Raw genomic sequence first — 13,024 nt, forward strand, 5'->3', positions numbered from 1 at the left:
TCCGTCGAGGGCCGTTGACAGCCCTTGACGGCGGCTGACGGCGACTGACGGCAGCCGAACGGGCCGATCCGCGGCCGAACCGCCCTCCCCCCGCGCCGCCGTGACTGGCAGGATGCCGAAAGCCCGTCACAGCGACCCGGGGAGAGCGCGGATGCCCGCACAAGAGCCGTACGTGGTCCAGCCCGCGGACGGGGTGTACGCCTACGTACAGCCCGACGGCGGATGGTGCCTGAACAACGCCGGCTTCGTCACCGGCGGCGGCCGGACCCTGCTCGTGGACACGGCCGCCACCGAGCGGCGGGCGCTGGCCCTGCGCGCGGCCGTGCTGGCCGCCGGGGCGCCGCTCCCCCGCACGGTGGTCAACACGCACCACCACGGGGACCACACCTACGGGAACGGCGCGTTCGCCCCCGAGGCGCTGATCCTGGCGCACGACAACGCGCGCTCCGAGCAGCTCGCCGCAGGGCACCAGCTGGAGCTGATCTGGCCGGCGACCGACTTCGGCGCGATGGGCATCACCGCGCCCGATCTGACGTACAGCGACCGGATGACGCTGTACGTCGGGGAGACCGAGGTGCAGGTCATCCACCCCGGGGTCGCGCACACCACGGGCGACTCGATCGTGTGGCTGCCCCGGCAGCGGATCGTCTTCACCGGGGACCTGGTCTTCGCGGAGGGCACGCCGTTCCTGGCGATGGGCTCCCTGGCCGGATCGCTGCGGGCGCTGGAGCTGCTGCGCTCGCTGGGCGCCGAGACCGTCGTACCGGGACACGGGCCACTGACGGACGCCTCCGCCTACGAGGCCACCGAGCGCTATCTGCGCCACGTCGCCGAGCTGGCCCGGGAGGGCAGGGCGAAAGGGCTTACCCCGCTGGAGGCGGCCCGGCAGGTCGATCTCGGCGAGTTCGCGGCGTGGCGGGAGAGCGAGCGGCTGGTGGCGAACCTGCACCGGGCGTACGCGGAGCTGGCCGGGGAGCCCGAGGGGGTCCCGCTGGACATCCTGGCGGTGCTGCGGGACATGACGGTGATGAACGGCGGGACGCCGATCCTCTGCCACGCCTGAGGGCGGCGGGCAGGGGCTCCCGGCCCGCACTCCTTTCCTCCGACCACTGGACGGCATACCGACTGGTCGGCATGATGGGTCGCGTCCGTTCCGTCGTCGTCAACCCCGCACGGAGGCGCGCACCATGACCTCAGCCCCAGACCCGGTCCCGGCCGGCCCGCGAGGCCTCGATCTGGAGCGGCTGCGCGGTCATCTCGACCGGGTGCGGCCGGGACTCGCGGCCGGGCCGCTCACCGGCCGGCTGATCGAAGGCGGCCGCTCGAACCTCACGTACGAGGTCGGTGACGGGAGCTCCCGCTGGGTGGTGCGCCGGCCGCCGCTGGGGCACGTACTGGCCACGGCGCACGACATGCGGCGCGAGCACCGGGTCATCGCCGCCCTGCACGGCACGGCGGTGCCGGTGCCCGAGCCGCTGCTCCTGTGCGAGGACGAGGCGGTGCTGGGCGCGCCGTTCTACGTGATGGAGTACGTGGACGGGGTGCCCTTCCGCACGGCCGGCCAGTTGGCCGCGCTCGGCCCCGAGCGGACCCGGCGGGCCGTACTGGGCCTCGTGGACACCCTGGTCGACCTGCACGCGGTGGACCCGGACTCGGTCGGCCTGGGCGACTTCGGCCGGCCGGAGGGCTTCCTGGACCGGCAGCTGCGCCGGTGGGGCAAGCAACTCGCGGCCTCGCGGGGCCGCGAGCTCGCCGGGATCGACGAACTGCACGGTGCCCTGGGCCGGTCCCTGCCCGACTCCCCCGCGCCGACCGTGGTGCACGGGGACTTCCGGCTCGACAACGTGCTGATCGGCACTGCCCCATCCGGCACCGGCCCGTCCGGCACGGACGCGATCCTGGCGGTGCTGGACTGGGAGATGTCCACGCTCGGCGATCCGCTGACCGACCTCGGGCTGCTCGTGATGTACAGCTCCGACCTGGGCCTGACGGACTCCCCGGTGAGCACGACCAGCGGCGCTCCCGGCCATCCGGCGCCCGCCGAGCTGATCGAGCGGTACGCGGCCCGCTCGGGCCGGGACGCCGCACAGGTCGCCTGGTACACGGCCTTCGCCTGGTTCAAGCTCGCGGTGATCCTCGAAGGCATCCACTACCGCTTCACGCTCGGGCAGACCGTCGGCGCGGGCTTCGACCGGATCGGCGAGCTGGTCCCGGTCTTCATCGAGCACGGTCTGACCACCCTCCAGGAAGGCTGAGGAGCCACCATGGATTTCGCATTCGACGCCCGGACCGAGGAACTGCGCACGCGGCTGCTCGCGTTCATGGAGGAGTACGTCTACCCGGCGGAACCCGTCGCCGCCGGGCAGCGCGCGCGGCTGGCCTCGCCCTGGGACACCCCGGCCGTGTTCGGTGAACTGAAGGCCGAGGCGCGCCGTCAGGGCCTGTGGAACCTCTTCTTCGTCGACCGGCACGGCCCGGCCGACGCGGTCGGCGCGGTCGGCGCGCACGGCGGTCCCGGCGGCGGTCACGGCGCCGGGCTGACCAACCTCCAGTACGCCCCGCTCGCCGAGATCACCGGCCGCAGCCCGCACCTGGCGCCGATGGCCACGAACTGCGCCGCCCCGGACACGGGGAACATGGAGCTGCTCGCGCAGTTCGGGACCGAGGAGCAGCAGAAGCAGTGGCTGGAGCCGCTGCTGGCCGGGGAGATCCGGTCGGCCTTCGCGATGACCGAGCCCGAGGTGGCCTCCTCGGACGCGACGAACATCGAGACGCGGATCGAGCGCTCGGCGGACGGCGGGGAGTACGTCCTGACCGGCCGCAAGTGGTTCATCTCCGGCGCCATGAACCCGGACTGCAAGATCTTCATCGTCATGGGCAAGACGGACCCGGACGGGGCCGACCCGCGCCGCCAGCAGTCCATGGTGCTGGTCCCGCGCGACACCCCGGGCGTCGAGGTCCGGCGTGCGATGACGGTGTACGGGTACGAGGACCACGACCACGGCGGGCACGCCGAGGTCGTCTTCGACGGGGCCCGGGTCCCGGCGGCGAACCTGATCGGCGAGGAGGGCGGCGGCTTCGCCATCGCCCAGGCCCGCCTCGGGCCGGGCCGGATCCACCACTGCATGCGGCTCATCGGCATGGCGGAGCGGGCCATCGAGCTGATGTGCCGGCGTGCGATCGGGCGCAGCGCCTTCGGCAAGGAGCTGGCCGCGCAGGGCGTCGTGCAGAACTGGATCGCGGACGCCCGGGTCACGGTGGAGCAGCTGCGGCTGCTGGTGCTGAAGACGGCCTGGCTGATGGACACGGTCGGGAACCGGGGGGCCCACACCGAGATCCAGGCCATCAAGATCGCGACCCCGCGGGCGGTCCTGCGCATCCTGGACGACGCGGTCCAGCTGCACGGCGCGGGCGGGGTGAGCCAGGACTTCCCCCTCGCCGAGCTGTGGGCGGCGGCGCGGACGCTGCGGCTGGCGGACGGTCCGGACGAGGTGCACCAGCGCTCGCTCGCGCACCGGGAGCTCAAGCAGTACCGCTGACCTGCACGGATGCCTGAGTGGTCCAGACCATAAGAAAGGTCCGATATATTCGATATCCACCCAAACTGAAAGCGGACACCGTCATGCCCAGCTCCACCCTGACCCCGGCGCCGCCGGCCCCGGCCGTCGTCGCCCCCGCAACCGCGTCCGCGGCTCCGGCGGTCAAGGTCGCCAATCCCGGCCCGCTCGGGCTCGCGGCGTTCGCGCTCACCACCTTCGTGCTCAGCCTGTTCAACTCGGGCCTGATCTCGAACGCCGCGCTGAGCGCCGTCGTGCTGCCGCTGGCGCTGTTCTACGGCGGCCTCGCGCAGTTCGTCGCGGGTGTACTGGAGTTCCGCCGCGGCAACACCTTCGGGACCACGGCGTTCGTCTCGTACGGCGCGTTCTGGATGTCCTTCGCGGCCTACGTGAAGTTCGTCGTCCCGACGCTGCCCGCCGACCAGGCCCACGTGGCGACCGGCTGGTTCCTCGTGGCCTGGTTCATCTTCACCGCGTACATGTCGATCGCCGCGATGAAGCTGGACGTCGCGCACCGGGTGCTCTTCGTCTCGCTGGCGCTGACCTTCCTCTTCCTGGCGCTCGGCGACCTCGCGCAGAGCACGGCGCTCGGCCACACCGGCGGCTTCCTCGGCCTCTTCACGGCGGGCGTCGCCTGGTACATCTCCTTCGCCGTGGTGGCCAAGGAGACCTGGGGCCGCGAGGTGGCCCCGCTGGGCTGAGGCGCGGATCGGGCGCGGATCGGGCGCGGCTCAGGACCTCTCGACCCGGTGCTCCTGGCAGCCCTGGTCTCGTTGGGCCGGGGCTTCCTCACCAACCCCGACTTCGTGGCACGGCTGCGCGCGGACGCCCCCCTCAACGAGCTCCGCCCCGAGTTCCTGATGCACGTACGGGGGGCGGAGGGGTACAACGCCTACCCGGCGCTCGCGACCGCGTCGGTGTGAGCGGCGGCCGCTACGGGCGCAGTGCGCGCAGCAGCAGGTCCGCGAGGTGGTCGGCGACCTGCTGGGGGGTGAGCGGGCCGTCCTCGCGGTACCAGGTGGACAGGTGGTGGACGGAGCCGAAGTGGTAGTCCACCACCAGGTCCGCCGGGGTCGCGGTGGAGAAGACCCCGGTGCGCTGGCCCTCCTCGACGAGCGCCCGGAACCGCTCGTGGTAGCGCCGGCGCTCCGCCCGGACCTGCTTGAACTTCTCGGGGCTCAGCTGATGCATCGACCGGAAGAAGATCGCCGCGTCGTCGAGGTTCTCGATGGTGGTGACCACCACGTCGGCGGCCGCGGCGCGCAGCCGCTCCTCGACGGGCGCGTCGGATCCGGCCACCGCGTCGAGCCGCTGCTGCTGCAGGCGCAGCATGCGCGCGTACACCTCGTGCAGCAGGTCGTCCTTGGAGCCGAAGTAGTGGTAGAGCGCGCCCTTGGTCACCCCGGCGGCCTCGACGATCTCCTGGACCGAGGTCCTGTCGTAGCCGCGCTCGGCGAACAGCCTGGTCGCGACGGCCAGCAGGCGCTGTGGCACCGGAGCCTCGTGCGCGGCGACGGGCTCCGTCGTGGTCTTGGCGGCCATGGCGCTCGCCTTCCTTTCCTAGATCCCTCGTCCGGCGGTCGCCTGTTCGGCTCCGCGCGGCCGTCCGGCCGTTTTCAGCCCCGGTCGCGCAGTTCCCGTCGCAGGATCTTGCCACTGGTCGTCTTCGGAAGGACAGGCAGGATCTCCACCTGGCGCGGGTATTTGTACGCGGCGATGCGCGCGGCGCAGTACGCGGACAGTTCCGCCGGGTCGGCCGCGGTCCCGGGGCGCAGGCTGACGTAGGCCTTCACGCTCTCCCCCCGGTAGGGGTCCGGGACGCCGACGACGGCCGCCTCGCGCACGGCGGGGTGGGTGTAGAGCACGTCCTCGACCTCGCGCGGCCAGACCTTGAACCCGGACGCGCAGATCATGTCCTTCTTGCGGTCGACGACGTAGAGCCAGCCGTCCGCGTCCATGAACCCGACGTCCCCGGTGCGCAGTTCGCCGTCCGGGAAGGCCCTGGCGGTGTCGGCCGGCAGGCCCCAGTAGCCGGGGACCACCTGGGGGCCGCGCACGGCGATCTCGCCGGTCTCCCCGAAGGGCACCTCGGCCCCGCCCTCGTCGAGGATCCGGACGAGGGTGTCGGCGCCGGGCACGCCCACCGAGAGGGTGCCGGAGGCGGGGTCGACGGCGCGGTCTCCCCGCCCCGCTCCCCCGCCGGCCGTTTCACGGGGCGGACAGCCCCGCCTCCATCACCGCGCGGGCGATCGGCGCGGCCGCGCCGTTGCCGCTGATGTCCCCGCGCACGGCCGACGCGTCCTCGACGACCACGGCCACCGCGACCGCCGGCGGCCGGCCGCCCTCCGGCTTGGCCCAGGAGATGAACCAGGCGTACGGGGTGCCCGCGTTGCCGACGCCGTGCTGGGCGGTGCCGGTCTTGCCGCCGACGACGGCGCCCGGGATCGCCGCGTTCCTGCCGGTGCCGTTCTCCACCACCTTCACCATCAGCTCCTGCATCCGCGCCGCCGTCTGCGGGCTCATGGCCCGGCCCAGGCTGCGCTGGTCGCCGCGCCGGACGGGGTCGCCGTCGTCCTGCGTCGTGCGTTCCACCAGGTAGGGGGCCTTGAGCTCGCCGCCGTTGGCGACGGCCGCCGCGACCATCGCCATCTGCAGGGGCGTGGCGGTGGTGTTGAACTGCCCGATCGAGGACAGGGCGAGCTGGTCCGGGCTCATGTCGGTGTCGAAGTTCGACCGCGACACCCAGGCCGGCACGCGCAGCCCCCCGTCGTTGAACCCGAACCGGCGCGCCGCGTCCGTCATCCCGCGCAGCCCGATCTGTACGCCGATCTTCGCCATCACCGTGTTGCAGGACCACTGCACCGCGTCCGCCATCGAGGCGTCGGCGCAGCCGGTGCCCGCGTTGGGGAGCAGGGTGCTGGTGCCCGGCAGCGGGTACGGGTCCGGGGTCCGGGTCGGCGCGTCCACATCGGTGACCACGCCCGCGTCGAGCGCCGCCGCCGCCGTCACGATCTTGAAGGTGGAGCCGGGCGGGTACGTCTCGCGCAGCGCGCGGTTGAGCATCGGCCGGGCGGGGTCCGCGTTGAGCTTCTCCCAGGCCCCCTTGACCTTCGGCCCGGTACCGGAGAGCACCGCCGGGTCGTAGGAGGGGCTGCTGACCAGCGCGAGGATCCGGCCCGTGGCGGGTTCGACGGCCGCGACCGCGCCCCGCTTGCCCGCGAGCCCGGTGTAGGCGGCCAGCTGCATGTCCGCCCGGACGGTGGTGGCGGCGTTGCCGCCGCCGGGGCGGCCGCGCGAGAGCTCGTACCAGAGCGGGAAGGCCGACAGCGCGGGGTCGGTGCCGGCGAGGACCGCGTCCTCGGAGCGCTCCAGGAAGCTGGTCCCGTACGTCTGGGAGGCGAAGCCGGTGACGGGGGCGTAGAGCGGGCCGTTCTTGTACGTGCGCTCGTAGCGCAGCAGTTGGCGGCTGTCCCGGGAGCCGGTGACGGGGCGGCCGTCGACGGTGATGTCGCCGCGCGGTTCGGCGTAGCGCTCGATGGCGGGGCGCTTGTTGGCCGGGTTCGCGCCGTAGCCGGCGGCCTCCCAGACCTGCACGCGGGCCACGTTGACCAGCAGGGCGACGAGCAGCAGGGCGCAGAAGTACGCGCACCAGCGGATGTAGCGGATCACGCCGCGGCCTCCTCGGCCGGTCTGGGCCGGCGGGCGCTGTCGCTGAGCCGGACCAGGAGCGCCACGATGATCCAGTTGGTGACCACGGAGGAGCCGCCCTGCGCGAGGAAGGGCATGGCCATGCCGGTGAGCGGGATCAGGCCGGTGACGCCGCCCGCGATGACGAACACCTGGAGCGCGACGATGGAGGCGAGCCCGGTGGCGAGGAGCCGCCCGAAGGGGTCGCGCAGCGCGAGTCCGGCGCGGAAGCCGCGGGCGACCAGGAGCCCGTAGAGGAGCAGGATCGCGGTGAGGCCGGCGAGGCCGAGCTCCTCTCCGGCCGTGGCGAGGATGAAGTCCGACTTGGCGGCGAAGCCGATGAGGAAGGACTGGCCGTGGCCGAGGCCGGCGCCGAGGAGCCCGCCGGCCCCGAAGGCGAAGAGGGACTGGGCCAGCTGGCCGGGGCCCTCGCCGCGTTCGATGGAGGCGAAAGGATTCAGCCAGTCGTCCACGCGGCTGTTCACGTGCGGTTCGAACGTCCCCACCGCGTACGCGCCCACGGCGGCGAGCAGCAGCCCGATCGCGATCCAGCCGATCCGGCCGGTGGCGGTGAACAGCATGATGACGAAGAGGCCGAAGAAGAGCAGCGAGGTCCCGAGGTCGCGCTCCAGGACGAGCACCCCGACGGAGAGCAGCCAGATCGCCAGGATCGGGCCGAGGACCCGGCCGGGGAGCAGCTTCAGCTTCCAGAAGAGGGTGCGGCCGGTGAGGGCGAGGGCGGTGCGGTTCGCGGCGAGGTAGGCGGCGAAGAACACCGCGAGCAGGATCTTGGCGAACTCCCCGGGCTGGAAGGAGAGTCCGGCGAACCTGATCCAGATGTGCGCCCCGTTGACCGCCGGGAAGAAGACCGGCACCAGCATCAGCACGAGCGCGGTGGCCACGGAGAGGTACGCGTACTTCTGCAGGACCCGGTGGTCGCGCAGCACCCCGACGACCAGGACGAAGAGCGCCACCCCGAGGGCCGACCAGCGCAGTTGCTCCCCGGCGGTGAGATGGCCGGGCGTGGTGGCGTCGAGGCGCTGGATGAGGACGAGGCCCAGGCCGTTGAGCAGGACGGCGATCGGGAGCAGCAGCGGATCGGCGTACGGGGCGCACAGCCGGACGGCGAGGTGCGCGGCGAGCGCGGCTCCGGCGAGGCCGGCGGCGTAGTGCGCGGCGGGGCGGGGGATGTGGCCGGTGGTGGTGAGACCGACGTGGAGGTGGCCGAGGACGGCGATCAGGACGGCGCCGGCGAGGAGCGACAGCTCGACTCCCCGGCGCTTGGGGGCGCGGGCATCGGGTGGCGGGGGCGGAACGGGCTCCGCCACCTTCGCCGTCAGAGCGGTCATACGGGGAAACGTAGCAAGGAGACAGCCCGTATGTCCGCTTATGTCATAGTGTGCCGAAGAGTCGTCAGAACCGGTCGGAAATGAAGTAGCGGATCAGGAGCCTCCCCCCATGGGACCAGCGGAGTTCATCGTCCTGGCCTTTCCCGAGGAACAGCTGCGGGTGGCGGCGGTCGAGGCGGTGATGGGGTTGCGCAAGGCGGGGGTCGTGCGGCTGATCGACGGGCTGGTGGCCACCAAGACCGCGGCGGGAGAGGTGCTGGCGGCGGAGTTCGACGAGTTCGTCGAACTGCGGGGCCTGCTCGCCCACCGGGAGGCGGCCCCGCTCATCGGTCCGGAGGACGTCAGGGAATCGGCCGAGCTGCTGGAGCGCGGCAGCTGCGCGCTCCTCCTGGTGGTCGAGCACGTGTGGGCCGAGGACGCCGCCGTCGCGGTGCGCGCGGCGGGCGGCCGGATCGCGGGAGCGGTCCGGCTCCCGGTGGAGCGGCTGGAGGCCTCCTGATGTTCATCCGCCCCATCGGCTCCGTCGTGAACCCCTCCCAGCGCCCCTCGGGCCGCCCGCTGCTGCGCGGGATCCTGGCGCGCGGCGCCTACGTCTGGGACGCGGGCCGGCAGCAGGCCGCCCGCTCCGGGCACGAAGCCGACGGCGGAGCGGCCGACTCGGGCGCCTCGTCCGGGGCGGGCGCCTCGTCGGGGGCGGGCGCCTCGTCCGGGGCGGCCGGGCGTGAGCCCGGGACCGGCGCGGCCTCCGCGGCCTCGCGGGAGCCCGCGGACGGAAGGGCAGACGGGCGGGCGGACGGAAGGGCGGACCGGCCGGAGGCGACCGGAGGCGACCTCACGGACCGGCTGACGCGCCTGGCGGCCCTGGCCCGCGAGGGCCTGCTGACCCCGGAGGAGTTCACGGCGGCCAAGGCCCGGCTGCTGTCGGACTGACGGTGCGGGCGACCTCGGCGGCCCGGTCAGCCCCCGCTGGGGGCGTCGAAGGTCTCGACCGGGCCGAACTCGCCGAAGGCGACCTTGTTCCCGCCCTGCATGCCGTGCACTTGCATCCGCTGCTCGAAGCGCAGCGTGCGGCCCTGGGCGTCGATCCACTGGTCGCAGTCGAAGCCGGTGACTCCCTTCGCCTTCATCGACCGGTGCGTGCGCGGATCGACCGAGGCGATCTGATCGAGGTCGAGGTGCCCGGTGAGGCGGTACGCGGGGATCCCGCCCTGGTCCTCCATGCCCTTCTTCGCCGAGGGGTTTTCGCCCGGCCCGCGCACTTCCCCCACCCCGCCAACCGGGTGACCCCGACGCGACGGGCCGACACACTTGGGGGATTTGTCATACCGGCCGTGGCAGCATCGGGCGCCTGGAGGTGACCCCATGTCACGTCGACCTCGGCGCCTGCTGCTTCGAGCCGCCTGCGTCGCAGCGGCCCTCGTCGCGGCGGGGCCGTTCCCCGGCGCCCACGCCGATCCCGGCACACCCGGAGCACCCAGCACACCCGGAGCACCCGCCCTGCCCGAGGCCCCCGGCAGTCCCGCCGCACCCGCCGCACCCGGCGAGCCGGTCGCGTCGGTCACATCGGTCGAGTCGGTCGGCGGCCTGGTCACCCGGCTGCAGGGCCTCTACCAGCAGGCCGAGCAGGCCACCGAGGCCTACAACGCCGCCGAGACCGCCCTCAGCGCCCGCCAGGGCGAGGAGCGCCGGCTCAGCACCGAGCTCGGCAAGGCCCGTACGGCCGTCTCCGACGCCCAGGCCACCGCCGGCCGGCTCGCGCGCGAGCAGTACAGAGGGGCCCGGGGCTTCTCCCCGTACGCCCGGATGCTGTTCGCCACGGACCCGCAGGGCGCCCTGGACCAGCGCCGGATCGCGGAGCGCGAGGGCAGTCGGCGGGCCGCCGCGCTGGACCGGCTGACCCGCGGCGAGCAGCAGGCGGACACCCTCGCCACGGCCGCCCGCAAGGCCCTGGACTCCGAGCAGAAGCTGGCCGCCGACACCAAGAAGCACAAGGACGAGGCCGCGGCCCGGCTGGCCGAGGTCGAGCGGATGCTCGCCTCCCTGACCCCCGCCCAGCTCACCGAAATCGGCACGCGGGAGGCCGCGGACACCGCCGCCGCGCAGCGGGAGCTGGTCGACTCGGGGAAGCTCGGCACGCAGCCGCGCACCCCCACCGCGGCCGGCGGCACGGCCCTGACGTACGCGACCGCCCAGATCGGGAAGCCGTACGTCTGGGGCGCCGAGGGGCCGGCCTCCTTCGACTGCTCCGGGCTGACCTCGCAGGCCTGGGCCCACGCGGGCCGCACGATCCCCCGGACCAGTCAGGAGCAGTGGGCCCAGCTGCCCAAGGTGCCCCTCGACGAGCTCCGCCCCGGCGACCTGGTGGTGTACTTCCCGACCGCCACGCACGTGGCGCTGTACGTCGGCGACGGCAAGGTGATCCAGGCGCCGCGGCCCGGCGCGAAGGTCAAGGTCTCGCCGATCGCCGCGAACCCGCTGCTCGGCGCGGTGCGGCCGGACCCCGACGGGGCGCCGCTGACCGACTTCAGCCCGCCGCCGCTGCCCGAGGCCGCGGCGGCCGGTGACGACACGGGCTACTCGGAGGCCGAGGCTCCCGCGACCTCCGCCAGGTAGTCGGCCGCGTCCTCGGGGTCGTAGAAGTACGCGTCGAAGTCGGCCGGGTTGTCGAAGCCGTTGGCGAAGCGGTCCGCCACCGGCTGGAGCTGCCCGGCCGCGCCGATCAGGTTGAGCACGTGCTCCGGCGGGACGCCGAGCATGGCGTTGGTCCACTGGGTGGTGGGCTTGCCGCTGGTGAACCAGTACTTGTCGAAGGTGGCCTTCATCCACGCCTCGTCGAACGGGTTGTCCCCGTGCATGAGGATCGACGAGAGGTACGAGGCCGCGCACTTGGCGGCGGAGTTCGAGCCCTGCCCGGTGATCGGGTCGTTGGCGACGACCACGTCCGCGACGCCCAGCACCAGGCCGCCGCCGGGCAGTCGGCCGATCGGGTTGCGGACGACGGGCGCGTAGCGGCCGGAGAGCGTGGCACCCGCGTCCGTCAGCTCCACCTTCGTCGCCCGCGCGTACTCCCAGGGCGTGAACCTCTCCATCAGCTCCAGCGTCAGCGCCAGGTGCTCGGCGGGGTCCCGCACGCCGTTGAACACGTCCAGCGGACCGCCGGGGACGCCCTCCCAGAAGAGGATGTCGGCCCGGCCGGAGGTGGTCAGCGTCGGCATGACGAACAGCTCTCCGACGCCCGGGACGAGGTTGCAGCGCACGGCCTCCGTCTCGGGGTGCTCGGGCCGCGGGCCGAGCCCGTGCACGTAGCTGACGGCGAGCGCGCGCTGCGGGGCGTCGTACGGGGAGCGGGCGGCGTCCCGGCCGAACAGCGAGACCAGCTCGCCCTTGCCGGCCGCGACCAGCACCAGGTCGTGGGTGCGCGAGAAGAAGTCGAGGTCGGAGACGGACGCGCCGTGGATGACGAGCTGGCCGCCGCGCTGCGCGAAGGTGTCCAGCCAGCCGGACATCTTCACGCGCTGGTCGACGGACTGGGCGTGGCCCTTCAGCTTGCCGAGCCAGTCGATGGCCCGGCCGGCGTCGGGTGTGGCGACGGAGACGCCCAGGCCCTTGATCTTCGGGGCCTGCTGCTCCCAGAGGTTCAGCTCGAGGTCCCGCTCGTGCTGGAGCGCCGTGTCGAACATGCACTGGGTGGACATGACCCGCCCGGTGCGGATCTCGTCCGCCGTCCGGTTGGACATGAGGGTGACCTCGTACCCCTTCGACTGGAGTCCGAGGGCGAGCTGGAGGCCGGACTGGCCGGCGCCGACGACGAGTATCTTGCGCATCTGCACGTTCTCTATTCGGGAGTCGAGTCGAGGGCATGGCCCACGAGGGTCAGCAGGGATTCCACCACCGTGGCCCGGCGCCGTGCGTCCATGATCACGACGGGGACGCGGGCGGGTATGGTCAGCGCCTCGCGCACGTCGTCCGGTTCGTACGAGCGGGTGCCCTCGAAGTGGTTGACGGCGACGGCGTACGGCAGCCCGCAGCTCTCGAAGTAGTCCAGGGCGGGGAAGCAGTCGCGCAGCCGGCGGGTGTCGGCGAGGACGATCCCGCCGATGGCGCCGCGCGCCAGGTCGTCCCACATGAACCAGAAGCGCTCCTGGCCGGGGGTCCCGTACACGTACAGGACGAGGTCGTCGTCGAGCGTGACGCGGCCGAAGTCCATGGCGACGGTGGTGGTGTGCTTGTCCGGGGTCGCGGTCAGGTCGTCGGTCCGCACGCTGGCCTCGGTCATCACCGCCTCGGTGCGCAGCGGTTCGATCTCGGAGACGGAACCGACGAAGGTGGTCTTGCCCACCCCGAACCATCGTCGGCAGGGTCAGAAGTGTATAAGGGACAGCGCTCACACCGCGGGCCGTGCCCGAGCCCACTGCCCCGGAGGGGACCCCG

General features: G+C 73.1%; 13 protein-coding genes and 2 pseudogenes. 8 read left to right on the forward strand and 7 right to left on the reverse strand.

Going from position 1 to position 13,024, the window contains the following annotated elements:
• Positions 1 to 151 precede the first annotated feature (151 nt).
• The 5 genes from DRB89_RS36540 (at position 152) to DRB89_RS36560 (ending at position 4,480) form a co-directional block, all read left to right on the forward strand.
• Positions 152 to 1,063, forward strand: a complete 912-nt coding sequence (locus DRB89_RS36540) for an MBL fold metallo-hydrolase (protein WP_112451789.1) — start codon at positions 152 to 154, stop codon at positions 1,061 to 1,063.
• A gap of 124 nt (positions 1,064 to 1,187) precedes the next feature.
• Positions 1,188 to 2,255 carry a phosphotransferase family protein gene (locus DRB89_RS36545; protein WP_112451788.1) on the forward strand — a complete coding sequence of 356 codons (1,068 nt, stop codon included), beginning with the start codon at positions 1,188 to 1,190 and terminating at the stop codon, positions 2,253 to 2,255.
• 9 nt (positions 2,256 to 2,264) lie between these two features.
• Complete coding sequence (locus DRB89_RS36550) at positions 2,265 to 3,539, forward strand: acyl-CoA dehydrogenase family protein (protein WP_112451787.1); 1,275 nt, start codon at positions 2,265 to 2,267, stop codon at positions 3,537 to 3,539.
• Between the two features lie 83 nt (positions 3,540 to 3,622).
• The gene (locus tag DRB89_RS36555) at positions 3,623 to 4,258 is read left to right on the forward strand and encodes a GPR1/FUN34/YaaH family transporter (protein ID WP_112451786.1); all 636 of its coding nucleotides are present in this window, start codon (positions 3,623 to 3,625) and stop codon (positions 4,256 to 4,258) included.
• Positions 4,259 to 4,306: 48 nt separating this feature from the next.
• Positions 4,307 to 4,480 carry a hypothetical protein gene (locus DRB89_RS36560; protein ID WP_343234643.1) on the forward strand — a complete coding sequence of 58 codons (174 nt, stop codon included), beginning with the start codon at positions 4,307 to 4,309 and terminating at the stop codon, positions 4,478 to 4,480.
• Positions 4,481 to 4,490: 10 nt separating this feature from the next.
• Here the strand turns inward: DRB89_RS36560 and DRB89_RS36565 are convergent, their stop codons facing one another.
• The 4 genes and pseudogenes from DRB89_RS36565 to DRB89_RS36580 all read right to left on the reverse strand — a co-directional run bounded on the left by DRB89_RS36565 (position 4,491) and on the right by DRB89_RS36580 (position 8,593).
• Positions 4,491 to 5,099, reverse strand: a complete 609-nt coding sequence (locus DRB89_RS36565; protein ID WP_112451785.1) for a TetR/AcrR family transcriptional regulator — start codon at positions 5,097 to 5,099, stop codon at positions 4,491 to 4,493.
• A gap of 74 nt (positions 5,100 to 5,173) precedes the next feature.
• A pseudogene (locus DRB89_RS36570) lies at positions 5,174 to 5,728 on the reverse strand (AMP-binding protein); the annotation flags it as partial.
• 37 nt (positions 5,729 to 5,765) lie between these two features.
• Complete coding sequence (locus DRB89_RS36575; RefSeq protein WP_112450269.1) at positions 5,766 to 7,226, reverse strand: penicillin-binding transpeptidase domain-containing protein; 1,461 nt, start codon at positions 7,224 to 7,226, stop codon at positions 5,766 to 5,768.
• Complete coding sequence (locus DRB89_RS36580; protein WP_112450268.1) at positions 7,223 to 8,593, reverse strand: FtsW/RodA/SpoVE family cell cycle protein; 1,371 nt, start codon at positions 8,591 to 8,593, stop codon at positions 7,223 to 7,225. Before DRB89_RS36580 ends, DRB89_RS36575 begins: the two co-directional genes overlap by 4 nt.
• Before the next feature lie 109 nt (positions 8,594 to 8,702).
• On the opposite strand from DRB89_RS36580, the gene DRB89_RS36585 reads away from it, so the two are divergent.
• Positions 8,703 to 9,092 carry a DUF6325 family protein gene (locus DRB89_RS36585; protein ID WP_112450267.1) on the forward strand — a complete coding sequence of 130 codons (390 nt, stop codon included), beginning with the start codon at positions 8,703 to 8,705 and terminating at the stop codon, positions 9,090 to 9,092.
• Complete coding sequence (locus tag DRB89_RS43400) at positions 9,092 to 9,523, forward strand: SHOCT domain-containing protein (RefSeq protein WP_162688874.1); 432 nt, start codon at positions 9,092 to 9,094, stop codon at positions 9,521 to 9,523. The genes DRB89_RS36585 and DRB89_RS43400 overlap by 1 nt, the downstream gene beginning before the upstream one ends.
• A gap of 26 nt (positions 9,524 to 9,549) precedes the next feature.
• On the opposite strand, the gene DRB89_RS36595 is transcribed toward DRB89_RS43400, so the two are convergent.
• The gene (locus DRB89_RS36595) at positions 9,550 to 9,852 is read right to left on the reverse strand and encodes a hypothetical protein (protein WP_112450266.1); all 303 of its coding nucleotides are present in this window, start codon (positions 9,850 to 9,852) and stop codon (positions 9,550 to 9,552) included.
• A 103-nt stretch (positions 9,853 to 9,955) separates the two neighbouring features.
• Here DRB89_RS36595 and DRB89_RS36600 point away from each other — a divergent pair, with 103 nt between their 5' ends.
• Positions 9,956 to 11,206 (forward strand): C40 family peptidase, encoded by a 1,251-nt coding sequence (locus DRB89_RS36600; RefSeq protein WP_112450265.1) that lies wholly within the window; start codon positions 9,956 to 9,958, stop codon positions 11,204 to 11,206.
• Here the strand turns inward: DRB89_RS36600 and DRB89_RS36605 are convergent.
• Entirely contained in the window at positions 11,167 to 12,417 is a 1,251-nt protein-coding gene (locus DRB89_RS36605; protein ID WP_112450264.1) for a styrene monooxygenase/indole monooxygenase family protein, read from the reverse strand. The genes DRB89_RS36600 and DRB89_RS36605 overlap by 40 nt on opposite strands.
• A gap of 11 nt (positions 12,418 to 12,428) precedes the next feature.
• A pseudogene (locus DRB89_RS36610) lies at positions 12,429 to 12,938 on the reverse strand (ATP/GTP-binding protein); the annotation flags it as partial.
• Positions 12,939 to 13,024 lie beyond the last annotated feature (86 nt).

The sequence above is a fragment of the Streptomyces sp. ICC4 genome (assembly GCF_003287915.1).
Taxonomy (GTDB): Bacteria; Actinomycetota; Actinomycetes; order Streptomycetales; family Streptomycetaceae; genus Streptomyces; species Streptomyces tritrimontium.

Bases quoted from the DNA above. Each gene is read 5' to 3' on its own strand.
- DRB89_RS36540 (WP_112451789.1), top strand. From the start codon at position 152: ATGCCCGCACAAGAGCCGTACGTGGTCCAGCCCGCGGACGGGGTGTAC.
- DRB89_RS36545 (WP_112451788.1), top strand. From the start codon at position 1,188: ATGACCTCAGCCCCAGACCCGGTCCCGGCCGGCCCGCGAGGCCTCGAT.
- DRB89_RS36550 (WP_112451787.1), top strand. From the start codon at position 2,265: ATGGATTTCGCATTCGACGCCCGGACCGAGGAACTGCGCACGCGGCTG.
- DRB89_RS36555 (WP_112451786.1), top strand. From the start codon at position 3,623: ATGCCCAGCTCCACCCTGACCCCGGCGCCGCCGGCCCCGGCCGTCGTC.
- DRB89_RS36565 (WP_112451785.1), bottom strand. From the start codon at position 5,099: ATGGCCGCCAAGACCACGACGGAGCCCGTCGCCGCGCACGAGGCTCCG.
- DRB89_RS36580 (WP_112450268.1), bottom strand. From the start codon at position 8,593: ATGACCGCTCTGACGGCGAAGGTGGCGGAGCCCGTTCCGCCCCCGCCA.
- DRB89_RS36585 (WP_112450267.1), top strand. From the start codon at position 8,703: ATGGGACCAGCGGAGTTCATCGTCCTGGCCTTTCCCGAGGAACAGCTG.
- DRB89_RS43400 (WP_162688874.1), top strand. From the start codon at position 9,092: ATGTTCATCCGCCCCATCGGCTCCGTCGTGAACCCCTCCCAGCGCCCC.
- DRB89_RS36600 (WP_112450265.1), top strand. From the start codon at position 9,956: ATGTCACGTCGACCTCGGCGCCTGCTGCTTCGAGCCGCCTGCGTCGCA.
- DRB89_RS36605 (WP_112450264.1), bottom strand. From the start codon at position 12,417: ATGCGCAAGATACTCGTCGTCGGCGCCGGCCAGTCCGGCCTCCAGCTC.